Origin of the sequence: Pseudomonas moraviensis subsp. stanleyae (assembly GCF_036283065.1) — a bacterium.
GTDB classification, from domain to species: domain Bacteria; phylum Pseudomonadota; class Gammaproteobacteria; order Pseudomonadales; family Pseudomonadaceae; genus Aquipseudomonas; species Aquipseudomonas stanleyae.
Genome location: NZ_JAADJI010000004.1, coordinates 453,712 through 476,765 on the forward strand (window position 1 = coordinate 453,712; position 23,054 = coordinate 476,765).

At 60.1% G+C, this 23,054-nt stretch carries 24 protein-coding genes and 1 tRNA gene; 18 read left to right on the forward strand and 7 right to left on the reverse strand.

The window, feature by feature from the left end:
* The first annotated feature begins 174 nt into the window (after positions 1-174).
* Genes GXB78_RS09485 through GXB78_RS09530 form a run of 10 tightly spaced genes read left to right on the forward strand, consistent with a single transcriptional unit; the run spans position 175 to position 8,884 of the window.
* Complete coding sequence (locus GXB78_RS09485) at positions 175-1,137, forward strand: YbgA family protein (RefSeq protein ID WP_329515192.1); 963 nt, start codon at positions 175-177, stop codon at positions 1,135-1,137.
* Positions 1,137-2,078 carry a MerR family transcriptional regulator gene (locus GXB78_RS09490; RefSeq protein WP_329515193.1) on the forward strand — a complete coding sequence of 314 codons (942 nt, stop codon included), beginning with the start codon at positions 1,137-1,139 and terminating at the stop codon, positions 2,076-2,078. The genes GXB78_RS09485 and GXB78_RS09490 overlap by 1 nt, the downstream gene beginning before the upstream one ends.
* Positions 2,079-2,094: 16 nt before the next feature.
* Positions 2,095-3,540 carry a deoxyribodipyrimidine photo-lyase gene (gene phrB, locus GXB78_RS09495; protein WP_329515194.1) on the forward strand — a complete coding sequence of 482 codons (1,446 nt, stop codon included), beginning with the start codon at positions 2,095-2,097 and terminating at the stop codon, positions 3,538-3,540.
* Complete coding sequence (locus GXB78_RS09500; protein WP_329515195.1) at positions 3,533-3,955, forward strand: nuclear transport factor 2 family protein; 423 nt, start codon at positions 3,533-3,535, stop codon at positions 3,953-3,955. The genes phrB and GXB78_RS09500 overlap by 8 nt, the downstream gene beginning before the upstream one ends.
* Positions 3,952-4,734 carry an SDR family NAD(P)-dependent oxidoreductase gene (locus tag GXB78_RS09505; RefSeq protein WP_329515196.1) on the forward strand — a complete coding sequence of 261 codons (783 nt, stop codon included), beginning with the start codon at positions 3,952-3,954 and terminating at the stop codon, positions 4,732-4,734. Before GXB78_RS09500 ends, GXB78_RS09505 begins: the two co-directional genes overlap by 4 nt.
* A complete protein-coding gene (locus tag GXB78_RS09510) occupies positions 4,731-5,978 on the forward strand; it encodes an NAD(P)/FAD-dependent oxidoreductase (RefSeq protein WP_329515197.1) in 1,248 nt (415 codons plus the stop codon). Before GXB78_RS09505 ends, GXB78_RS09510 begins: the two co-directional genes overlap by 4 nt.
* The gene (locus GXB78_RS09515; protein ID WP_329515198.1) at positions 5,975-6,790 is read left to right on the forward strand and encodes a DUF1365 domain-containing protein; all 816 of its coding nucleotides are present in this window, start codon (positions 5,975-5,977) and stop codon (positions 6,788-6,790) included. Before GXB78_RS09510 ends, GXB78_RS09515 begins: the two co-directional genes overlap by 4 nt.
* Positions 6,777-8,042: a cyclopropane-fatty-acyl-phospholipid synthase family protein gene (locus tag GXB78_RS09520; RefSeq protein WP_329515199.1), complete on the forward strand. Its 1,266-nt coding sequence runs from the start codon at positions 6,777-6,779 to the stop codon at positions 8,040-8,042. The genes GXB78_RS09515 and GXB78_RS09520 overlap by 14 nt, the downstream gene beginning before the upstream one ends.
* Positions 8,035-8,526, forward strand: a complete 492-nt coding sequence (locus GXB78_RS09525; protein WP_329515200.1) for a DUF2878 domain-containing protein — start codon at positions 8,035-8,037, stop codon at positions 8,524-8,526. Before GXB78_RS09520 ends, GXB78_RS09525 begins: the two co-directional genes overlap by 8 nt.
* Before the next feature lie 52 nt (positions 8,527-8,578).
* Entirely contained in the window at positions 8,579-8,884 is a 306-nt protein-coding gene (locus tag GXB78_RS09530; RefSeq protein ID WP_024014290.1) for a YkgJ family cysteine cluster protein, read from the forward strand.
* 134 nt (positions 8,885-9,018) lie between these two features.
* On the opposite strand, the gene GXB78_RS09535 is transcribed toward GXB78_RS09530, so the two are convergent.
* The 6 genes from GXB78_RS09535 to hemA form a co-directional block, all read right to left on the reverse strand.
* Entirely contained in the window at positions 9,019-9,537 is a 519-nt protein-coding gene (locus tag GXB78_RS09535) for an acyloxyacyl hydrolase (RefSeq protein WP_024014291.1), read from the reverse strand.
* Between the two features lie 111 nt (positions 9,538-9,648).
* Positions 9,649-10,440, reverse strand: coding sequence for a glutamate racemase (gene murI / locus GXB78_RS09540; protein WP_329515201.1), 792 nt, complete (start codon positions 10,438-10,440; stop codon positions 9,649-9,651).
* Complete coding sequence (locus GXB78_RS09545; protein ID WP_329515202.1) at positions 10,433-11,188, reverse strand: molybdopterin-synthase adenylyltransferase MoeB; 756 nt, start codon at positions 11,186-11,188, stop codon at positions 10,433-10,435. Before GXB78_RS09545 ends, murI begins: the two co-directional genes overlap by 8 nt.
* Positions 11,182-12,012, reverse strand: a complete 831-nt coding sequence (prmC, locus tag GXB78_RS09550) for a peptide chain release factor N(5)-glutamine methyltransferase (RefSeq protein ID WP_329515203.1) — start codon at positions 12,010-12,012, stop codon at positions 11,182-11,184. The genes GXB78_RS09545 and prmC overlap by 7 nt, the downstream gene beginning before the upstream one ends.
* A complete protein-coding gene (prfA, locus tag GXB78_RS09555; RefSeq protein WP_329515204.1) occupies positions 12,013-13,095 on the reverse strand; it encodes a peptide chain release factor 1 in 1,083 nt (360 codons plus the stop codon).
* Positions 13,092-14,378, reverse strand: a complete 1,287-nt coding sequence (gene hemA / locus GXB78_RS09560) for a glutamyl-tRNA reductase (protein ID WP_016773209.1) — start codon at positions 14,376-14,378, stop codon at positions 13,092-13,094. The genes prfA and hemA overlap by 4 nt, the downstream gene beginning before the upstream one ends.
* Positions 14,379-14,560: 182 nt before the next feature.
* Here hemA and GXB78_RS09565 point away from each other — a divergent pair, with 182 nt between their 5' ends.
* The 8 genes from GXB78_RS09565 (at position 14,561) to ychF (ending at position 21,483) form a co-directional block, all read left to right on the forward strand.
* Positions 14,561-16,285, forward strand: a complete 1,725-nt coding sequence (locus tag GXB78_RS09565; protein ID WP_329515205.1) for a tetratricopeptide repeat protein — start codon at positions 14,561-14,563, stop codon at positions 16,283-16,285.
* 3 nt (positions 16,286-16,288) lie between these two features.
* Complete coding sequence (gene lolB, locus GXB78_RS09570; RefSeq protein ID WP_042609700.1) at positions 16,289-16,906, forward strand: lipoprotein insertase outer membrane protein LolB; 618 nt, start codon at positions 16,289-16,291, stop codon at positions 16,904-16,906.
* Between the two features lie 3 nt (positions 16,907-16,909).
* Complete coding sequence (ispE, locus tag GXB78_RS09575) at positions 16,910-17,761, forward strand: 4-(cytidine 5'-diphospho)-2-C-methyl-D-erythritol kinase (RefSeq protein ID WP_329515206.1); 852 nt, start codon at positions 16,910-16,912, stop codon at positions 17,759-17,761.
* A 37-nt stretch (positions 17,762-17,798) separates the two neighbouring features.
* A tRNA-Gln gene (locus tag GXB78_RS09580) sits at positions 17,799-17,873 on the forward strand.
* 45 nt (positions 17,874-17,918) lie between these two features.
* Entirely contained in the window at positions 17,919-18,860 is a 942-nt protein-coding gene (locus tag GXB78_RS09585; RefSeq protein ID WP_003171603.1) for a ribose-phosphate pyrophosphokinase, read from the forward strand.
* Between the two features lie 141 nt (positions 18,861-19,001).
* On the forward strand, positions 19,002-19,604 hold the full coding sequence (locus GXB78_RS09590) for a 50S ribosomal protein L25/general stress protein Ctc (protein ID WP_016773204.1): 603 nt from the start codon (positions 19,002-19,004) through the stop codon (positions 19,602-19,604).
* Positions 19,605-19,775: 171 nt separating this feature from the next.
* Positions 19,776-20,360, forward strand: a complete 585-nt coding sequence (gene pth, locus GXB78_RS09595) for an aminoacyl-tRNA hydrolase (protein ID WP_016773203.1) — start codon at positions 19,776-19,778, stop codon at positions 20,358-20,360.
* Between the two features lie 22 nt (positions 20,361-20,382).
* Positions 20,383-21,483 (forward strand): redox-regulated ATPase YchF, encoded by a 1,101-nt coding sequence (ychF, locus tag GXB78_RS09600; RefSeq protein WP_103306068.1) that lies wholly within the window; start codon positions 20,383-20,385, stop codon positions 21,481-21,483.
* Positions 21,484-21,672: 189 nt separating this feature from the next.
* Here the strand turns inward: ychF and GXB78_RS09605 are convergent, their stop codons facing one another.
* Entirely contained in the window at positions 21,673-22,884 is a 1,212-nt protein-coding gene (locus GXB78_RS09605) for an MFS transporter (protein ID WP_329515207.1), read from the reverse strand.
* Positions 22,885-23,054 lie beyond the last annotated feature (170 nt).

Consider the following 23,054-nt stretch of genomic DNA (forward strand, 5'->3'; position numbering starts at 1 on the left):
ATCAGATACGGATTCCTCTACTGACCCACCGCTTTCGCGAGCAGGCTCGCTCCCACAGATTCAGCGTTGTAGAAAAATCTTATACAAATCATTTGACTTGTACATCCATCGATCTATGCTGAGGAAAAGTTGTACAGCGATAATTCTCTGTACAGGTATAGATTCGAGGTGCTCATGTCTACAGCTTCCCTGTCCAAGCCGAAGATCGCCATCAGCGCCTGCCTGTTGGGCGAAGAAGTGCGCTACAACGGTGGGCACAAGGAATCGCGGCTGTGCAGCCGTACCCTCGCCGAATATTTCGATTTCGTTCCGCTGTGTCCGGAAGTCGCCATCGGCATGGGCATCCCCCGTGAGCCGATCCGGCTGGTGGGCGACCCGGAGCAACCCGAGGCCGTCGGCACCGTCGACCGGTCCATCAATGTCACCAAACCACTGGCCGAATACGGCGAGAAAATGGCCGGCGAGCTGCGGGACCTTTCCGGCTATATCTTCATGCAGCAATCGCCATCCTGCGGACTGGAGCGGGTCAAGGTCTATCACGCCAATGGTGCTCCGGTGAACGGCGGCGGACGCGGCATTTATGCGCAGGCGTTCTGCGCACAACATCCTGACCTGCCGGTGGAAGAAGCCGGGCGCCTCAACGATCCGGTGCTGCGGGAAAACTTCATCACCCGCGTGCTCGCCTACAGCGCCTGGCAGCAAGTACTCGCTGAGGGCCTGAGCCGCCGCGCCCTCACCGAATTTCACTCGCGCTACAAATACCTGCTGATGGCGCACAACCCGCTGCAATACAAAACCCTGGGCAAATTGCTCGGCAACATGGCCGACAGCGATCCGGCCGAACTCGGCCCACGCTACTTCAGCGAACTGATGGCCGCGCTGAAGAAATGCGCCACTCGCGGCACTCACTGCAATGTGCTGCTGCACCTCAGCGGATATTTGAAACAATCGCTGAGCGCCGAAGACAAACAGGAAATGCAGCAGATCATCGGCCAGTACCGCCAGGGCATTGTGCCGCTGGTGGTGCCTCTGACGCTGCTCAAGCACCACTTTCGCCTCCATCCGGACCCGTACATCGCGCAGCAGGTTTACCTGCAGCCGCATCCGGAAAACCTCAGTCTGCGAAACTCGATCTGATGAACGATAAAACCGACAGCAGCGCCCAGGAAGACCTCGGCGCCGACTTCAAGAAAGCCCTTGACGAGGGCTGGTTGCCGATCCGCGAAGTCGCGCGGCAGACCGGCGTCAACGCCATTACTTTGCGTGCGTGGGAACGTCGCTATGGGTTGGTGGTGCCCCAGCGCACGCCCAAGGGCCATCGGCTCTACAGCGCTGAACATGTGCAGCGGATCATGGCCATCCTCACCTGGCTCAACCGTGGGGTGGCGGTCAGCCAGGTCAAGCCACTGCTCGACGCGCCGCAGGCTTTCACCGAAACCGTGGAGAACGACTGGCAGCGTCTGCGCCAGACATTGCTGTCGGCAGTCACCGCGCTCAATGAGCGCACGCTGGATGACAGCGTCAATCAGGCCATCGCCCTGTATCCGCCACGGACCTTGTGCGAGCAGTTGCTGATGCCACTGCTGGCCGAGCTCGAACAGCGCTGGCAAGGCCAGTTCGGCGCGCAGATGGAGCGGACGTTTTTCTATTCCTGGCTGCGCAGCAAATTCGGTGCACGCATCTACCATAACAACCGCCAGCTGCATTCGGCGCCGCTGCTGTTGATCAATCATTCCGACCTGCCGCTGGAACCGCATCTGTGGCTGTGCGCGTGGCTGATCAGCAGTGCCGATTGCCCGGTACAAGTCTTCGACTGGCCGCTGCCGGCCGGTGAACTGGCGCTGACCGTCGAGCATCTGCAAGCCCGTGGCGTGCTGCTGTATTCGAGCAAAGCCATGCAACTGGCACAGTTGCCGAAGCTGTTGGCGAACGTCAATTGCCCGACCTTGATTGCCGGCCCTGCAGTGCACATCCATCACGCCGAGCTGTCAGCACGCACCGCCCAAACCACCGATCTGTTCCTGGCCGAAGATCCGCTTGCAGCCCATCAGGCGCTGCTCGAGCGCGGATTGATTTGATGACGGGTTTAATCACATGCAACTGATCTGGCTGCGCAGCGACCTGCGCCAACATGACAACACTGCCCTCGCGGCCGCCGCAGCGCGCGGCCCGACGGTGGCGGTGTATCTGTTGAGCCCGCAGCAGTGGCTCGAACACGACGATGCGCCGTGCAAGGTGGATTTCTGGTTGCGCAACCTGCGCGAACTGAGCCAGAGCCTCGGCGCGCTGAATATTCCGTTGTTGATTCGCAGCGCGCCGCACTGGGACCAGGCGCCGGCAAAGTTGCTCAAGCTCTGTCGACAACTGAAGATCGAAGCAGTGCACGTCAACGAGGAATACGGTGTTCACGAGAGCCGCCGCGATGAGGCAGTCGCCGAGACGTTGCGGGCCGAGGGCATCGAGTTCCACAGCTATCTGGATCAGTTGCTGTTCAAACCTGGCACGGTGCTGACCAAGACCGGCACCTACTTCCAGGTGTTCAGTCAGTTCCGCAAAGTCTGCTATGAACGTCTGCACCGCTCGATGCCGGCGCTGGTCAAGGCACCGGGCAAACAGGCCGCGCTGGATATCGCCAGCGATGAAATTCCGGAAACGGTCAAAGGCTTCGCCACGCCGAGCGAATCCCTGCGTGCATTGTGGCCGGCCGGTGAGCAAGAGGCGCGACGCCGACTCGACACCTTCACCGATGCGCAGATCGATTACTACCGCAGCGAACGCGACTTCCCGGCCAAACCCGGCACCAGCCAATTGTCGGCGTACCTCGCCGCCGGGGTGATCTCGCCACGCCAGTGCCTGCACGCCGCACTGCAAAGCAATCAGGGCGAGTTCGAAAGCGGCAAGGTCGGCGCAGTCACCTGGATCAACGAGCTGCTCTGGCGCGAATTCTACAAACATATTCTGGTCGGCTATCCACGCGTCTCGCGGCATCGCGCCTTTCGCCCGGAAACCGAAGCCCTGGCCTGGCGCGATGCGCCGGAGGAACTCAAGGCCTGGCAGGAAGCTCGCACAGGCCTGCCGATCATCGACGCGGCGATGCGCCAATTGCTCGAAACCGGCTGGATGCACAATCGCCTGCGCATGGTCGTGGCGATGTTCCTGACCAAAAACCTGCTGATCGACTGGCGCGAAGGCGAACGCTTTTTCATGCGCCACCTGATCGATGGCGACCTGGCGGCGAACAACGGCGGCTGGCAGTGGAGTTCGTCAACCGGCACCGACTCGGCGCCCTACTTCCGCATTTTCAATCCGCTCAGCCAGTCGGAAAAATTCGACGCCGAGGGCGTGTTCATCAAGCACTGGTTGCCGGAACTGGCCGGACTCAACAAGAAAGAAGTGCACAACCCGGCGAGCGCTGGCGGGCTGTTCGGCGTGGCGGATTATCCGGCGCCGATCGTCAACCTCAGCGCCTCACGCGAGCGTGCGCTGACGGCGTTCAAGAACCTGCCTTCGCGCCAGCCCGTTGGAGGCAGCGATGAGTGAATTCCTGCGCAGCTTCGCCCGCGAGTTTTCCGGGCTGAACAAAGACAATCTGCATCGCTTGGGCGAGCTGTACAGCGACGACATTCATTTCACCGACCCGCTGCATGAAGTTCAGGGCCTGGCGCAACTGCAGGATTACTTCAGTGAGCTGTACGCCAACGTCAGCGATCTGCGTTTCGATTTTCACGGTTTCGACCAGATCGGCACAGGCGAAGGTTATCTGCGCTGGGTCATGAGTTATCGCCACCCGCGTCTGGCCAAGGGCCGGGAAATCCGGGTTGGCGGCTGTTCGCACCTGCTCTGGCGCGACAAGGTTTATCGCCATCGGGATTATTTCGATGCCGGGGCGCTGCTGTATGAACACTTGCCAGTATTGGGCCGGGTAATTGCCTGGCTGAAAAGGAGAATGGGATGAGTGGTACACCTGCACGGCGGTATTGGTTGACCGGCGCCAGCAGTGGCATCGGTGCAGCATTGTGCGAGGACATTCTGAAAAGCGGCGCGCATCTGGCGGTCAGCTCGCGCTCGACGGCGCCGCTGAAAGTCTTGTCCCAGCGTTACCCGGGACAGGTACTGGTGGTGCCCGGCGATCTGACCAACAGTCAGACCGTGCGCGAGATCGGTGAGCAGATCAGCGCGGCCTGGGGCTCGCTGGACAGCGTGATTCTCAACGCCGGCACCTGTGAATATGTCGATGCACGCCAGTTCGATTCGTCGATCATCGAGCACGTGGTGCGCACCAATCTGCTCGCCAGCAGCTATTGCATCGAAGCCGCCCTGCCGCTGCTGCGCAAAGGCACCACGCCACATCTGGTCGGCATGGCCAGTTCGGTGACCTACCTGCCGCTGCCACGGGCTGAAGCCTACGGCGCGTCGAAGGCCGGGCTGCGTTATCTGTTCGAGTCGCTGCGCATCGATCTGGCGGACGAAGGCATTGACGTCACTATCATCAGTCCGGGTTTTGTCGAAACGCCGCTGACCGAGAAGAACGATTTCCCGATGCCGCTGAGCTGGCCCGCGGATAAAGCGGCGCGGCACATCTTCGCCAAACTCAAGGACCGTCCGCTGGAAATTGCTTTCCCGGGGCTGTTCATGGCGGCGCTGTGGCCGCTGTCGAAACTGCCGGCCCGTGCGCAACTGGCGATCGGCAAACGCATGGTGCGCAAGAATCCACCGCAGCGGGACCCGCTATGAAAATCGCCGTGATTGGCAGCGGTATCGCCGGGCTCACCTGCGCCTACTTGCTGAACCGTCGTCATGACATCACCGTGTTCGAAGCGAGTGACTGGGTCGGCGGCCATACCCACACTGTGCCGGTCAGCGTGGCCGGGCAGTCGTTTGCGATCGACACCGGGTTCATCGTATTCAACGACTGGACCTACCCGAATTTCATTCGCTTGCTCAACCAGCTCGGCGTGACCTTCAAGCCAACCGAAATGAGCTTCTCGGTGACCGATCCGGACACTGGCGTGGAGTACAACGGCAACAACCTCAACAGCCTGTTCGCCCAGCGCAGCAATCTGTTGTCGCCGGGGTTCTGGGGCATGCTGCGCGACATTCTGCGCTTCAACAAACAAGCCCAGCGCGACCTGATGGAACTGCGCATCGCCGCCGACACCACCCTCGACGATTACCTCAAGGCTGGCGGCTACGGCGAGCGTTTCATCCTGCATTACATCGTGCCGATGGGCGCGGCGATCTGGTCGATGCCGATGGCGGAAATGCTCAATTTCCCCCTGCAGTTTTTCCTGCGCTTTTTCAAGAATCATGGCCTGCTGTCGGTCAGCGATCGGCCGCAGTGGCAGGTCGTTGAGGGCGGCTCCAGTGCCTATATCGTGCCACTGACTGCCTCATTCAATGACAGGATTCGCCTGAACTGCCCGGTCAAGCGCGTCGAGCGCAATCAACACGGTGTGGTTATCCACAGCCCGGCCGGGCTCGAACATTTCGACAAGGTGGTGTTTGCCTGTCACAGCGATCAGGCGCTGAAACTGCTCGCCAACCCCAGCGATGCCGAGCGCTCGGTTCTTGGCGCCCTGCTCTACGCCGACAACGATGTCGTGCTGCACACCGACACGGGCCTGCTGCCAACGCGCAAACTGGCCTGGGCCAGCTGGAACTATCGCCTCGGCGGCGCCGGTCATACTCGCGCGGCGGTCACCTACAACATGAACATCCTGCAGGGCATCGAGAGCGACACTACATTCTGCGTCAGCCTAAACCAGACTGCCGGCATCACCCCGGACAAAGTGCTGGCTCGCTACACCTACGCCCATCCGCAATACACTTTGGCTGCCGCAGCGGCGCAAAACCGCTGGGGCGAACTCGACGGCGAGCAGCACACGCATTATTGCGGCGCCTACTGGGCCAACGGTTTCCATGAAGATGGCGTAGTCAGCGGTTTGCGCGTGGCCGCCGCGTTCGGTGAAACCCTGTGAACAGTGCTCTCTACAGCGGCGTGATCGGCCATCGACGTTTTGCGCCGCGCCGCCATGAGTTCCGCTATCGCATCGGTTTGCTCTATCTCGACCTGAGCGAACAGAACGACGTACTGGCCCTGTCGCCACTGGCCGGGCGCAGCCGCTTTGCGCCGTTCTCGTTTCGTGAGACCGATTACCTGAAAGCCTTCACTGGAAAGGGCATGCGTTTGATCGATGCCGTGCGTCAGCAGGTCGGCGCGGCCATCGGTCACGAGCCACAAGGCGCGGTGTGCCTGCTGACCCAGCCGCGCAGTTGGGGGCTGTCATTCAATCCGGTGAGCTTCTTTTATTGCCATGAAGCCGACGGGCAACTCGCGGCGATCGTCTGTGAAGTCACCAACACGCCGTGGCGCGAGCGTTATCACTACGTGCTGCCGGCGCAGACACCGACCAGTCTGGTGGATTTTCATCAACATTTCGCCGTGGCCAAGGCCTTTCACGTCTCGCCGTTCCTGCCCCGCGACCTCGAATACCGCATGAGTTTCAGCCCGGCCGCGCAAAGCCTCGGCGTGCACATGGCCGACTGGCAGGGCAGCGAAAAACTGTTCGACGCCACGCTCAACCTGCGTCGCGAACCGCTCGATCGGCGCAGCCTGCACCGCTACCTGCGGCGCTTCCCGTGGATGACCGCAAAAACCGCTTTGGCGATTTATTGGCAAGCGCTGCGACTGCTGCTCAAGCGCGCGCCGATCTTCGCCCATCAGCCTGCCGACGGCAGCTTCCAAACCGCCACCGTGCCTCCGAAGGAGCCGCACCATGAAATCCTCTAGCCTGCCGCTCGGTCGCTTCAGCACCAACGGCTTGACCGGCTCGCTGCTGCGCCGTGGCGTGTTGCGCCAGTTGGCTCAGTTCAAACACGGACAATTGATGGTCGTCGAGGATGGCGAACAAATGCTCTTTGGTACTCCGGGCAGCGCCTTGCTCGGCGAAGTGCATGTGCTCGATCCGGCGCTATGGGGCATGGTCGCCGGCAACGGCTCGATCGGTGCTGGCGAAGCATTCATTCACGGCTATTGGAGCTCGCCGGACCTGACTGCTGTGGTGCGCGTATTCGTCAGCAATCTAGAGGTGCTCGATGCCATGGAGGGTGGCCTGGCGCGACTCGGCCGGCCCTTCGTGCAAGGCCTGCACTGGCTCAATCGCAACACGCGCAAGGGCTCACAGAAAAACATCGCCGCGCATTACGACCTCGGCAATGAACTGTTCGAACAGTTTCTTGACCCGACCATGATGTATTCCGCCGCCCAGTTCCTTTCGCCGAGCGACACCCTGGAACAGGCGCAATTGAACAAACTCGAACGCATCTGCCAGAAACTCGCGCTCAAGCCCAGCGATCACCTGCTGGAAATCGGCACCGGTTGGGGCAGCATGGCGCTGTATGCGGCGCAGCATTATGGCTGCCGCGTGACCACCACGACCCTGTCAAAAGAGCAGTTCGCCTTCACCGCCAAACGCATCGAACAACTCGGCTTGCAGGATCGCATCACCCTGCTGCTCAAGGACTACCGCGACCTCAGCGGCGAGTACGACAAACTGGTGTCGATCGAGATGATCGAAGCGGTCGGCCATCGGTTCCTGCCGACCTATTTCAAGCAATGCGCACAGCTGCTCAAGAGCAACGGCCTGATGCTGTTGCAGGCGATCACCATTCGCGAGCAACGCTACGAACAGGCCAAGCGCAGCGTCGACTTTATCCAGCGCTACATCTTCCCCGGCGGCGCCCTGCCCTCGGTGCACAAGATGCTCGATGTGGTCAGCCGCGAGACCGACATGAACCTGCTTCACATGGAAGATTTCGGACTGCACTACGCCAGGACGCTGCGCCTGTGGCATGAGAATTTTCGCCTCGCCCACGGTCGCCTGAACGAATTGGGCTACGACGATTACTTCCTGCGTTTGTGGGAGTTCTACCTGTGCTATTGCGAGGGCGGGTTCCTCGAACGCACCATCGGCACCGCGCAATTGCTGCTGGCGAAACCGGCGGCGATGACCGCGCCGCTGCTCGGTCGCTTCGATGCTTGAGCGCGTCGCCAATGCCGTGCTGTTTCAGCTCGGCTGGCTGGCCTGCGTAATCGGCGGCAACAGTTTGTGGCTGTTGCTTGCACTGACGGCGCTGGTGATTCATCTGCGCTGGATCAGCAGTTGGGCGGCGGAAGGTCGGCTGATTCTGTCCGTGGTGATTGTCGGAACAGCGGTGGATAGCGTTTTGCGTTACCTCGGCGTGTTCCGCTTTGAAGATGCTGCACCGTTGATTCCGTTATGGCTGATGCTGCTTTGGGCGCTGCTCGCCACCACATTGCGTCATTGTCTGGCCTGGAGCGCACGGCCATGGTGGTTGACCAGCGGACTTGGCGCGGTGGGCGGCGCGTTGTCGTACTACGGTGGCGGTCGCCTGGCCGGCGTGCAATTTCCCTACGGCGAGGCGGCGACGCTGATCGTCATCGGCGTGCTCTGGGCCGGGCTGTTTCCGCTGCTGCACCTGATGGCGCGACGGCTGGCGCCGTGAGCGTCCGTCAGCGCTTTCACACCCACAGCGATCACTGCCTTACACTGGCGCCATGAAAACCATCCCCCACACCCAAATCGCCGAACCGGCGGTCACCTGCTCGACCTGCGCCGCGTGCTGCTGCCAGCTCGAAGTGATGCTGATCACCGACACCGGCGTGCCTGATCGCTTTATCGATACCGATGAATGGGGCGGTGAAGTGATGCTGCGTCTGGACGACGGCTGGTGCGCGGCGCTGGATCGCGACAGCATGATGTGCACGATCTATGAACGGCGACCGTTGATCTGCCGCGAGTTTGAAATGGGCGCACCGGAGTGCATTGAAGAGCGCCGGGGTATTGCAACAGCCTACCGCTGATTTCTTTGACGGCGCAGAAACAACTGTGGGAGCGAGCCTGCTCGCGAAGGCGGTGTGTCAGCCACCATTTGAATTGACTGACACTCAGCATTCGCGAGCAGGCTCGCTCCCACATTGGTCCGCGTAGCGGCGTGTTACAGCGGCATTGTGTAATGCAGCGCGTAGCTTTCTACACCATCGTTGTCGCTGGACAGGCCGGCGTTGGAGTAGTGCGTGGCACGGATGCCGACTTCGTGGCCGCCATTGAAGCGCAGGCCGAAACCGATGCGGTCTTCGAACTGGAAGGAACCGCCCAGTTTGTTGCTTTCGTATTCGGTGTTGGAGAAGAACGCCGCGCCGATACCCGCTTCAACGTACGGTTTCACCGACTGGCCGGCAAACTCGTAAACGAAGACAGGCGAGAACGACAGGCTGTTGTTGCTGGAAGTCTTGTCACCTTCCCAATACGTGTAGGCACCGCTCCAGTAGCCGGTCAGGCGACCCACGTCGCTCTGCAGCCAGCTCTTGTCCCAGTCGAAATTCATCCCTAAGCGATACGTCATTGTCGAATCGCTGGTACCGCCGACGGCGAATTCAACGCCAGCGGCTTGTGCAGAAATGCTTTGCCCCATCAGTGCGGCCGCAATCGCGGCCAAGCAGAATAGTCGCTTCACTTTGAAACTTCCTTTTCCGGAACGATCGTTTGGTTTTTAGTTGCTGCTGTCGCTATAGAAATCTGCGCTTGGTCAGAAGTTCAGCGTATTTCGAGTTATTTCACATTTTTTTTACAAGTCGAAGTTTTGCACATTCGACGCAGTTTGGCCCAGCAGCGGTAGGATTTTTCTGAGAGATTGCGGATCACCGCTGGTCCAGAACTTCACCGGCAGACTCGGACCCTGCGCCAGCAGATCGCGTTCGCCGAGCAACCGTTGCAGTTGTCGGGCCACGGCGGCTCCAGTATCGATCAGGCTGACATCGTCGGCGATCATTGATCGTAGTAGCGGTTTGAGGAAAGGATAATGTGTGCAACCGAGGATGATCGTATCGCAGCCCTGAGCCAGTAAAGGCGTAACGTAACCCTGCAGCAAACTGCGCAATTCGGCGCTGTGCAGGTCGCCACTTTCAATCAGCTCGACCAGCCCCGGGCAGGGCTGAGTGATGACTTTTACGTCAGCCGCAAAGCGATCGAGCAACGCGGCGAACTTGGCACTCTGCAAGGTGCCGGTCGTGGCAAGCACGCCGACCACGCCACTACGGGTCGCCGCTGCGGCCGGTTTGACCGCCGGTTCCATGCCGACAATCGGCCAGTCGGGGAAGTCGCGACGCAGATCGGCAACACCGGCCACCGTCGCGGTATTGCATGCCAGCACCAAAGCCTTGGCACCCTGCTCGCGAAAAAATCCGGCCATTACACTGCAACGCTGGCGAATGAATTCCGGGGTCTTTTCGCCGTAGGGAATGTGCCCACAATCGGCGACGTAGAGTAGCGACTCATTGGGCAGCAAACGCTGGATTTCCGCGAGGACCGACAAGCCGCCGACCCCGGAATCGAACACGCCGATCGGCGCCTCACCCATGGTGCGCGCCACACACGCTGCAGCCCGGATCGCGCTTGACCCGCAGCTCACGGAAGCGTGAGCCCAAGGCATCGATCAGCAACAGTCGGCCCACCAGCGGCTCACCAAAGCCGACCAGCACCTTCAACGCTTCCAGCGCCTGCAGGCTGCCAACCAGGCCAACCAGCGGCCCGACCACGCCGGCCTCGCTGCAGGTCAGTTCGGCTTCGCTGCCGTGGCCGTACAGACAGTGGTAGCAAGGACTCTCGGCACGCCGTGGGTCGAACACCGACAACTGCCCTTCCAGGCGAATCGCCGCGCCGCTGACCAATGGCTTGCGCGCAATGACACAGGCGGCGTTGACCGCCTCACGCGTAGAAAAGTTGTCCGAGCAATCGAGCACCAGATCCACCGCCGCCACCGCTGCGGCGAGGGAATCCTCGTCCAGCGCCCGTCGGTGCGCGATCAATTGAATCTCGGGATTGATCGCGCCCAGGCGCTTGAGCGCCGAGTCGACTTTGCTCATTCCGACACTGTCGCTGTCGTGAATGATCTGCCGTTGCAGGTTGGTCAGATCGACCGTGTCGAAATCCGCCAGATGCAACTCGCCGACGCCCGCTGCCGCCAGATACAACGCCACCGGTGCGCCAAGCCCGCCGAGGCCGACGATCAGCACGCGGCTGGCCTTGAGCTTCAGTTGCCCGTTGATATCGATGTGTTGCAGCAGAATCTGCCGGCTGTAGCGCAGCAATTCCTGATCATTCAGCACGGCAGGCGCCCCAGACTGATGCGTTGATGGCCGCCCAGGTCGGTGCGGCTGTGGACTTCTTCAAAGCCACGAGTCAGCAGTAGATCCCGCACGGCTTCGGCCTGATCATAGCCGTGTTCGAGCATCAGCCAACCAGCGCTTTCCAGATGATCGGGAGCTTGCGCAACAATCAGGCGCAAATCGTCGAGGCCGTCCTCACCGGCGACCAAAGCACTGGCCGGCTCGAAACGCACATCGCCCTCGACCAGATGCGGATCGGCGGCGGCAATGTACGGCGGGTTGCTGATGATCAATTGAAAGCGCTGGCCTTCAAGTGCGCTGAACCAATGGCTGCTCAGCACTACGGTGTTGTTCAGGTGCAGACGCTGGCGATTGCGCTCGGCCAGGGCCACGGCTTCGAGCACGCGATCGACGGCGGTGACTTTCCACGCCGGGCGCTCGCTGGCCAAAGCCAACGCAATGGCGCCACTGCCAGTACCGAGATCGAGGACCTTGGCCGGGGTTGCCGGCAGCAGCTCAAGGGCTGCCTCTACCAGAAGTTCAGTATCGGGACGCGGAATCAGCGTGTGCGGCGCGACTTCCAGATCAAGTTTCCAGAAGCCCTGCTGGCCGAGAATGTAGGCCACCGGCTCGCCGCTACGGCGGCGTTGCAGGTACTCGGCAAAGGTCAGCGCAGCCTCGCTCGGCACGATGCGCTCGGGCCAGGTGTGCAGGAAGCTGCGCGACTTGCCCAGTGCGGCGGCGAGGAGCAGCTCAGCGTCCAGACGCGCGGTGGGCGAGTCAGGCAACTCGGCGGCGCGCAACAGGCTGGCGATGATGGTCATTTATTCACCTATCGCTGCGAGTTGGTCAGCCTGATATTCAGCCAGCAATGGCTCGATCACGGCTTCAACGCCACCGGCGAGAATTTCATCCAGCGAATACAGGGTCAGGTTGACGCGGTGGTCGGTGACCCGGCCCTGAGCGTAGTTGTAGGTGCGGATGCGCTCGGAACGGTCGCCGGAACCGACCAGCAATTTACGCTCACTGGCGATCGCATTGGCCGCCGCAGCGGTTTGCTGATCGTTGAGCTTGGCCGACAACCAGGCCATCGCCCGGGCACGGTTCTTGTGCTGGGAACGTTCTTCCTGGCATTCGACGACGGTGCCGGTCGGTATGTGGGTGATGCGGATCGCCGAGTCGGTGGTATTGACGTGCTGACCACCGGCCCCGGAGGAACGGAATGTGTCGACGCGCAAATCCGCCGGGTTGATCTCGATGGCCTCACGCTCGTCCGGCTCGGGCAACACCGCCACGGTGCAGGCCGAAGTGTGGATCCGGCCCTGGGACTCGGTGGCGGGGACGCGCTGCACGCGGTGCGCGCCGGACTCGAATTTCAGCTTGCCGTAAACGTTGTCACCTTCAATCCGCGCGATGACTTCTTTATAGCCACCGTGTTCGCCTTCGTTTTCCGAAAGGATCTCGACGCGCCAGCCACGCCGCTCGGCATAACGCGAATACATGCGGAACAGGTCACCGGAGAAGATCGCCGCCTCGTCGCCCCCGGTGCCGGCGCGGATTTCGAGGAAGACGTTGCGCCCGTCGTTCGGATCTTTCGGCAGCAACATGCGCTGCAGGTCGGATTCCAGCGTGATCAGCAATTCCCTGGCTTCGCGGACTTCTTCCACGGCCATTTCGCGCATGTCCGGGTCGCTGTCCTTGAGCAGCGCCTGCGCGCCTTCAAGATCGCTTTGTACGCCGAGGAGCTTTTTATACGCAGCCACTACAGGCTCGAGTTCGGCGTATTCCTTGGAGTACGCACGGAATTTGGCCTGATCGGCAATGACTTCGCCGTCGCCGAGCAGCGCGGTCAGTTCCTCGAAACGGTCCTGGAGAATGTCCAGCTTGTTGAGCAGTGACGCTTTCATTGCGGTTTTTTATCCGAAAAACTATCCGGTGAGCCCTCAAGGGCAAAGAGTTCCTGGGCCATGGCCAGCGCATCGAGGCGGCCTTCGGCAGACAGCTTTTTCAACTGCACGCTGGGCGCATGCAAGAGTTTGTTGGTCAGGCCACGGGCCAGCTGCCCGAGCACGTCTTCGGCGTTGCCGCCGTTGGCCAGCAGACGCAGGGCCTTTTGCAATTCTTCGTCACGCAGGCGTTCGCTCTGTTGACGATAGGCCTTGAGCACATCGACCGCCGCCAGTTCGCGCAGGCGCACCATGAAATCGTCGGCGCCGACCGAGACCATCTCCTCCGCCGCTTGCGCTGCGCCCTGACGGCTCTTGAGGTTCTCGGCGACCACTTCGTGGAGATCGTCGACGCTGTACAGGTAAACGTCGTCGAGTTCGCCGACTTCCGGCTCGATATCGCGCGGTACCGCGATGTCGACCATGAAGATCGGCTTATGCTTGCGCAGCTTCAGCGCACTTTCCACCGCACCCTTGCCGAGAATCGGCAACTGGCTGGCGGTGGAACTGATGACGATGTCGCTGCGCACCAGCTCCGCCGGAATATCCGAGAGCAGCACCGCGTGGGCGCCAAACTGCTCGGCCAACTGACTGGCGCGCTCCAGCGTACGGTTGGCAACGACGATGCGCTTGACCCCCAGCTCATGCAAATGGCGCGCGACCAGCGTAATCGTCTCGCCGGCGCCGATCAGCAGCGCCTGGCTGCGTTGCAGATCGCTGAAAATCTGTTTGGCCAGGCTGACGGCGGCAAACGCCACCGACACCGGGTTCTCGCCAATCGCAGTGTCGGTACGCACCTGCTTGGCGGCATTGAAGGTCGCCTGAAACAGCCGCCCCAGCAGCGGGCCGATGGTGCCGGCCTCGCGGGCCACAGCGTAGGCCGATTTCATCTGGCCGAGAATCTGTGGTTCGCCGAGCACCAGCGAGTCGAGCCCGGAGGCAACGCGCATCATGTGACGAACGGCGGCATCGTCTTCATGCACATAGGCACTGGCGCGCAGTTCGTCCAGGCTCAAGTGGTGATAATCGGCCAGCCAGCGCAGCACGACATCGGCCGAGAGCTGATCCTGTTCTATATAAAGCTCACTGCGATTGCAGGTGGAGAGGATCGCGGCTTCGCGGCTGTCGGTCAGTCGGCAGAGCTGCTGCAAGGCCTCAACCAGCTGCTCAGGGGTAAAGGCCACGCGCTCGCGGACGTCTACTGAAGCAGTCTTGTGGTTAATACCGAGTGCAAGGAAGGCCATTCAAGGTCGCTGGTGGTGACGTGAAGCCGGCAATTGTCCTACTTCGAAAGATTCAGAACAACTACCGCTGACTATTGTCCCAATCGTCAGCCCCTATAATGGCCACAATTGAGTCTCGGTTATGTTTGACCGAAGGCTTGTGTCATGATGATCCGACCGCAGGTTAGTCGTCCTCTTCCTATATGAATAGATCTTCCGCGTTGCTCCTCGCTTTTGTCTTCCTCAGCGGCTGCCAGGCCATGGCGCCCGTTGCGCCGGACGGCACCCCGCCGGTCGAGGACACCACGCCCGCGCCTGAAAAACCCAAGGTTTACAGCTCGTTCAGCGAGGAAACCGTGTTCAGCCTGCTGAGCGCCGAACTCGCCGGCCAGCGCAATCGTTTCGACATTGCCCTGGACAACTACGTGACCCAGGCCATCAATACCCAGGATCCGGGCGTCTCCGAGCGTGCCTTTCGCATCGCCGAATATCTGGGCGCCGATCAACCGGCCCTCGACACCGCGCTGATCTGGGCGCGCAACGCGCCGGACGATCTCGAAGCGCAACGCGCCGCCGCCGTGCAACTGGCCCGCGCCGGGCGTTACGACGACTCCATGGTCTACATGGAAAAAGTCCTGCAGGGCAAGGGCGACACCCATTTCGATTTCCTCGCGCTGTCGGCCGCCGACACCGATCAGGAAACGCGCAACGGTCTGATGAAAAGCTTCGACCGCTTGCTGCAGCGTCACCCGAACAACAATCAGCTGATTTTCGGCAAGGCTCTGCTGTTGCAGCAGGACGGCGACAACCAGGGCGCACTGACCCTGCTGGAAGACCACCCGCCGGAAGATGGCGAGATCGCACCGATCCTGCTGCGTGCACGCCTGCTGCAATTGCTCAACCGTGGCGACGAAGCGCTGCCGCTGTTGCAGAAAAGCATCCGGAAATACCCGGAAGACAAACGCCTGCGCCTGACTTACGCGCGAATGCTGGTCGAACAGGACCGCATGGACGACGCCAAGGCCGAGTTCTCCACACTCGTTCAGCAATACCCGGAAGACGATGAACTGCGTTATTCGCTGGCGCTGGTATGCCTGGAAGCCAAGGCGTGGGACGAGGCCAAGGGTTATCTGGAAGACCTGATCGCCCGCGAAAGCCACGTCGATTCGGCGCACCTGAATCTCGGCCGAATTGCCGAAGAGCGCAACGACCCGCAAGGCGCGCTCATCGAATACGCCCAGGTTGGCCCGGGCAACGACTATCTGCCAGCACAACTGCGCCAGGCCGACATCCTCATGAGCAACGGCAAGACCGCCGAGGCGCAGAGCAAACTGGCGGCCGAGCGTGACGAGCAGCCCGATTACGCGATCCAGCTGTATCTGATCGAATCGGAAAGCCTGTCGGCCAACAAACAGGACGACAAGGCCTGGAAAGTCTTGCAGCTAGCGCTGCAGAAATACCCGGACGATCTCAATCTGCTTTACACCCGCGCCATGCTCGCGGAAAAACGCAATGACCTGGCGCAGATGGAAAAAGACCTGCGCCTGATCATCAAGCGCGACCCCGACAATGCCATGGCGTTGAATGCGCTGGGCTACACCCTGTCCGACCGCACCACGCGTTACGCCGAAGCGAAAACGCTGATCGAGCAGGCGCACCAGATCAACCCGGAAGACCCGGCAGTTCTCGACAGCCTCGGCTGGGTCAATTACCGCCTGGGCAACCTGGACGACGCGGAGAAATATTTGCGCCAGGCGCTCGAGCGCTTCCCTGACCACGAAGTCGCCGCGCACCTGGGCGAAGTGCTCTGGGCCAAGGGCAACCAACGCGAAGCCAAACAAGTGTGGGGCAAGTTCCTCAAGGATCAGCCCGACAGCACCATTCTGCGCAGCACCATCAAGCGCCTGACCGGATCCGAGACTCTTTAACCCATGTTTTTGCGCCACGTTATTGTTTTCAGCTTCATCGCCCTGCTCGCCGGCTGCTCGGGTTTCGGCACTCGCGAATCGGTCGAGGGCCACGGCAGCCCGGCCCAATGGGCGGCAAATAAACAGCAATTGACCGGCCTCGATGGCTGGCAGATCGACGGCAAGATCGGCATCCGCGCACCGAAAGATTCCGGCAGTGGCACGCTGTTCTGGTTGCAGCGCCAGGACTACTACGACATTCGCCTGTCCGGCCCGCTGGGTCGTGGCGCGGCACGCCTGACCGGGCGTCCGGGCAAGGTCTCGCTGGAAGTCGCCAATCAGGGCCGCTACGAATCGCAATCGCCAGAAGCCCTGCTCGAAGAACAGCTCGGCTGGAAATTGCCGGTATCCAATCTGGCCTGGTGGGTCCGCGGCCTGCCGGCTCCGGAGAGCAAAAGTCGCCTGAACCTGGACGCCGACAGCCGTTTGGCCAGTCTTGAGCAGGATGGCTGGAAAGTCGAATACACCGCCTACACCGAACAGAATGGTTATTGGCTGCCCGAACGCATCAAGCTGCACGGCACCGACCTCGACGTGACGCTGGTGATCAAGACCTGGCAACCGCGCAAGTTGGGGCAATAAAGCATGACCGCTGCACGCCTGACCCTGCCCTCGCCGGCCAAACTCAATCTGATGCTGCATATTCTTGGTCGCCGTGAAGACGGTTATCACGAACTGCAGACGCTGTTTCAGTTCCTCGATTACGGCGATGAAATCACTTTCGCCGTGCGTGATGACGGCGTGATTCAACTGCACACCGAGTTCCCCGGTGTGCCCCACGACAGCAACCTGATCGTGCGTGCGGCGAAAATGCTGCAGCAGCAATCCGGCTGCGCGCTCGGCATCGATATCTGGATCGACAAAATCCTGCCCATGGGCGGCGGTATCGGCGGCGGCAGCTCGAATGCGGCGACGACTTTGCTCGGCCTCAACCATCTCTGGCAGTTGGGCTGGGATGAAGATCGTCTGGCGGCGCTGGGCTTGTCACTCGGTGCCGACGTGCCGGTTTTCGTCCGTGGCCACGCGGCGTTTGCCGAGGGCGTCGGCGAGAAACTGACCCGGGTCGACCCCGAAGAACCGTGGTATCTGGTACTCGTGCCGCAAGTCTCTGTTAGTACGGCAGAAATTTTTTCCGATCCTTTGTTGACACGTAACACACCGCCCATTAAAGTGCGCCCCGTTCCCGAGGGAAACAGTCGAAATGACTGCTTGCCGGTGGTTGCAAGGCGTTATCCAGAGGTACGTAACGCATTGGATTTGTTAGGTAAATTTACCGAAGCAAAGCTCACCGGAACTGGAAGTTGTGTGTTTGGGGGCTTCCCAAGCAAAGCTGAAGCTGATAAAGTCTCGGCCCTTCTGACAGAGACCCTTACAGGGTTTGTAGCGAAAGGAAGCAACGTTTCGATGTTGCATCGCAAGCTGCAAAGTCTGCTCTAAAGGAATCAAGTGCCCGGCACTTGAAAGCAACAGATACAGGGGCGTCGCCAAGCGGTAAGGCAGCAGGTTTTGATCCTGCCATGCGTTGGTTCGAATCCAGCCGCCCCTGCCATTTTCTCTACTCATCCAGGTTACCCTCAGCCTCTAGGTACTGCGCGTGTCCAAGATGATGGTCTTTACGGGGAATGCCAACCCCGATCTGGCTCGGCGTGTCGTACGTCAGCTGCATATCCCTCTCGGTGACATCTCTGTCGGCAAGTTTTCCGACGGCGAAATCACAGCCGAGATCAATGAAAACGTTCGCGGTAAAGACGTCTTCATTATTCAGCCGACCTGCGCTCCGACCAACGATAACCTGATGGAACTGGTAGTGATGGCTGATGCCTTCCGCCGCTCCTCGGCTACTCGTATCACTGCTGTTATTCCTTATTTTGGTTATGCCCGTCAGGATCGCCGTCCGCGTTCCGCACGTGTGGCCATCAGCGCGAAAGTCGTCGCTGACATGCTTACCGTAGTCGGCATCGACCGTGTTCTCACGGTTGATCTGCATGCTGACCAGATTCAGGGCTTCTTCGATATTCCGGTAGATAACATCTACGGCTCCCCGGTTCTGGTGGATGACATTGAAGATCAGCGCTTCGAAAACCTGATGATCGTGTCCCCGGACATTGGTGGCGTCGTGCGTGCACGTGCTGTTGCCAAATCCCTGGGCGTCGATCTCGGGATCATCGACAAACGCCGTGAGAAAGCCAATCACTCTGAAGTGATGCATATCATCGGTGATGTCGAAGGGCGTACCTGTATTCTCGTCGATGACATGGTCGATACCGCCGGCACCCTGTGCCATGCGGCCAAGGCCTTGAAAGAGCATGGCGCAGCCAAGGTCTTTGCCTACTGCACACACCCTGTGCTGTCGGGCCGGGCCATCGAGAATATCGAAAATTCCGTGCTGGACGAGCTGGTGGTCACTAACACCATCCCGCTGTCCGCTGCAGCACAAGCCTGTGCACGTATCCGTCAACTGGATATCGCACCGGTTGTTGCCGAAGCGGTTCGCCGCATCAGCAATGAAGAATCGATCAGCGCGATGTTCCGTTAAGGGCCCAGCCCTTCACGAAATGTCTCGTTGACGAAAAGCGCCCCGCCCCGGCATTCCTGTCGGGGCGGGGCTTTTTTGCCCATACCGTGTTCGGCGCTGGTCGCAAACGCCACTCGGTCATGGCTATTTTGGAGATGCAAAATGAACGATTTTACTCTGAATGCTGAAGTGCGTTCCGACCTGGGGAAAGGTGCGAGCCGCCGCCTGCGTCGTCTCGCCGCCCTGGTTCCAGCTGTTGTTTACGGTGGCGACAAAGCCCCTGAATCCATCAGCATGCTGGCCAAAGAAGTTGCCAAACTGCTCGAAAACGAAGCGGCTTACAGCCACATCATCGAGCTGAACGTTGGTGGCACCAAGCAGAACGTCATCATCAAGGCTCTGCAGCGTCACCCGGCCAAAGGCCACGTGATGCACGCTGACTTCGTACGCGTAGTTGCCGGCCAGAAACTGACCGCCATCGTGCCTGTGCACTTTGTTGGCGAAGAAGCTCCAGTCAAGAAAGGCGGCGAAGTTTCGCACGTTGTTGCTGAAATCGAAGTGACCTGCCTGCCAAAAGACCTGCCTGAGTTCATCGAAGTCGACCTGTCGAAAGCAGAAATCGGCACCATCATTCACCTGTCGGACCTCAAAGCTCCTAAAGGTGTTGAGTTCGTTGCTCTGGCACACGGCGATGACAAGGCTGTTGCCAACGTCCACGCTCCACGTGTTGCTGCAGAACCTACCGAAGAAGGCGCAGCAGAGTAATTCACTCTGTCATGCCGGAGTGAGCAAGTAACATCGCGGACTGGAACGTAGCGAGAAAGCGGGCGAGAACGCGGAGTTTACATCCATGGTAAATGAGCATTTTTCGTCCACTTTCGCCGCTTTCCCTGATCGCGGCGATGTTATCCACCACTCCAAGGAAGGGCCCCTATCGTGACTGCCATCAAACTGATCGTTGGCCTGGGAAATCCAGGCGCTGAATACGAACAGACCCGGCATAACGCAGGGGCCCTTTTTGTTGAGCGCATCGCCCACGCACAGAATGTGAATCTTGTGGCCGATCGCAAATATTTCGGCCTGACCGGGCGCTATTCGCATCAAGGTCAGGATGTTCGTCTGCTGATTCCCACCACCTACATGAACCGCAGCGGCCAGGCCGTGGCGGCACTCGCCGGTTTCTTCCGCATCAAGCCTGAAGAAATCCTCGTGGCGCATGACGAACTCGATCTGCCTCCGGGCGTTGCCAAGCTCAAGCAGGGCGGCGGCCATGGCGGTCACAACGGGTTGCGCGACATCATTGCGCAACTGGGCAATCAGAACACGTTCTACCGCCTGCGGCTTGGCATTGGCCACCCGGGCGTGGCCAGTATGGTTTCAAATTTCGTCCTGGGTCGTGCGCCACGCGCCGAACAGGAAAAACTCGATGCCAGCATCGACTTTGCCCTCGGCGTGCTGCCGGATATCCTCGCCGGTGAATGGAACCGCGCGATGAAAAACCTGCACAGCCAGAAGGCCTGACTTTTACCCGAGGGGAAACACCATGGGATTCAATTGCGGCATCGTCGGCCTGCCTAACGTCGGCAAGTCCACCCTGTTCAACGCCCTGACCAAATCCGGTATCGCGGCCGAGAACTTCCCCTTCTGCACCATCGAGCCGAACAGCGGCATCGTGCCGATGCCGGATCCGCGTCTGGAAGCACTGGCAGCCATCGTCAATCCGAAACGCATCCTGCCGACTACCATGGAGTTCGTCGACATCGCCGGCCTCGTCGCTGGCGCCTCGAAAGGTGAAGGCCTGGGCAACAAGTTCCTGGCCAACATCCGCGAAACCGACGCTATCGCTCACGTCGTGCGCTGCTTCGAAGACGACAACGTGATCCACGTTTCCAACAGCGTCGACCCGAAACGCGATATCGAAATCATCGACCTGGAACTGATCTTCGCCGACCTCGACAGCTGCGAAAAGCAACTGCAGAAAGTCGCGCGCAACGCCAAGGGCGGTGACAAGGACGCTGTGGTTCAGAAGGCTCTGCTCGAGCAACTGATCGCGCACTTCACCGAAGCCAAGCCGGCACGCAGCCTGATGAAGAACATGAGCGCTGACGAAAAGGCAGTGATCAAGGGCTTCCACCTGCTGACCACCAAACCGGTCATGTACATCGCCAACGTCGCTGAAGACGGTTTCGAGAACAACCCGCACCTGGATGTGGTCAAGGCCATCGCCGAAGAAGAAGGCGCCATGGTGGTTCCGGTCTGCAACAAGATCGAAGCGGAAATCGCCGAGCTCGATGACGGCGAAGAGAAGGACATGTTCCTCGAGGCCCTGGGCCTGGAAGAGCCTGGCCTGAACCGCGTGATCCGCGCCGGCTACGAAATGCTCCACCTGCAGACTTACTTCACCGCCGGTGTGGAAGAAGTCCGCGCCTGGACCGTCAAGGTCGGCGCCACCGCACCACAGGCCGCTGGCGTGATTCACACCGACTTCGAAAAAGGCTTCATCCGCGCCGAAGTCATCGCCTATAACGATTTCATCCAGTACAAGGGCGAAGCCGGTACCAAAGAAGCCGGCAAATGGCGCCTGGAAGGCAAGGATTACATCGTCAAGGACGGCGACGTGATGCACTTCCGCTTCAACGTCTGAGCAACAGCCGCACACGAAAAAGCCGCGTTTGATACGCGGCTTTTTTGTTCCTGAAATTTCAGTGACTGAGGATATTTCCCTGTGGGAGCGAGCCTGCTCGCGAATGCGCCGTGTCAGCTAAGCATTCGTCAACTGACACACCCATTCGCGAGCAGGCTCGCTCCCACAGTTCGATTCGTCTGTTCAAGCTTATTTGGTACGCGGTAAAAAGATCGCCAATACACCAAACAACGGCAGAAACGAGCACAGGAAGTACACATACTCAATCCCGTGCACATCCGCCAGATGCCCGAGCAGCGCCGCGCCGATCCCGCCGAAACCGAACATCAGGCCGAAGAAAATCCCGGCGATCATCCCGACATTGCCCGGCACCAGTTCCTGCGCGTACACCACGATCGCCGAGAATGCCGAGGCCAGAATGAAGCCGATCACCACGCTGAGAATGCTGGTCCAGAACAGATCGACATGCGGCAGGATCAAGGTGAACGGCGCGACGCCGAGGATGGAAAACCAGATCACTGCCTTGCGCCCGATCTTGTCGCCAATCGGCCCACCGAAGAACGTCCCCGCCGCCACTGCGCCGAGGAAAAGGAACAGGTGCAATTGCGAGCTGGCCACCGACAGGTCGAACTTCTCGATCAGGTAGAAGGTGAAGTAGCTGGTGAAACTGGCCATGTAGAAATACTTGGAGAACACCAGCAGCCCCAGCACCACCAGCGCACTGGTTACCCTGCCCTTCGACAGACCGTGCGTCGCCGCTTGGCCGGCCTTGAGCTTGAACAGGTTGAGGTGATTGGCGTACCAGCGACTGATGCGGTACAGCACGAACAGCGCAAACACCGCGAACAGACCGAACCACGCCACATTGCCTTGGCCGAACGGGATGATGATCGCCGCCGCCAGCAACGGGCCGAACGCGGAACCGGCATTGCCGCCGACCTGGAACGTCGATTGCGCCAGACCAAAGCGCCCGCCGGAGGCCAGCCGCGCAACGCGCGAAGCTTCCGGGTGAAAGGTCGATGAGCCAATGCCGATCAGCGCCGCTGCCAGCAGAATCAATGGGAAGCTGCCGACCACCGACATCATCAGAATGCCGATCAAGGTACACACCGTGCCCGCCGGTAACAGCCACGGTTTCGGGTGGCGATCAGTGTGATAACCGACCCACGGCTGCAACAACGACGCGGTCAATTGGAAGGTCAAGGTGATCAGGCCGACTTGGGTAAAACTCAGACCGTAGTTGGCTTTGAGCATCGGGTAAATCGACGGCAGCACCGACTGGATCAGGTCGTTGATCAAATGCGCCAGCGCCACCGCGCCGATGATGCGCATCACCAGTGGACTGCTTTGAGGAGCAGCGGTCGCCGAGGCAGCGGCGGTCTGAACGTTGCTGATAGCCATGGAAATTTCCGGACAGCAGATGGGTGCCCGCAGGCAGGTGCGTCAATGTGCCATTTTTCGGTGCGTCAGCGCTATCCCCTTAGCCAGCTAACTAAGTGATTGACGACACACCACCATGTAGGAGCTGCCGAAGGCTGCGATCTTTTGATCTTTCTTTTAACAATCAAAGG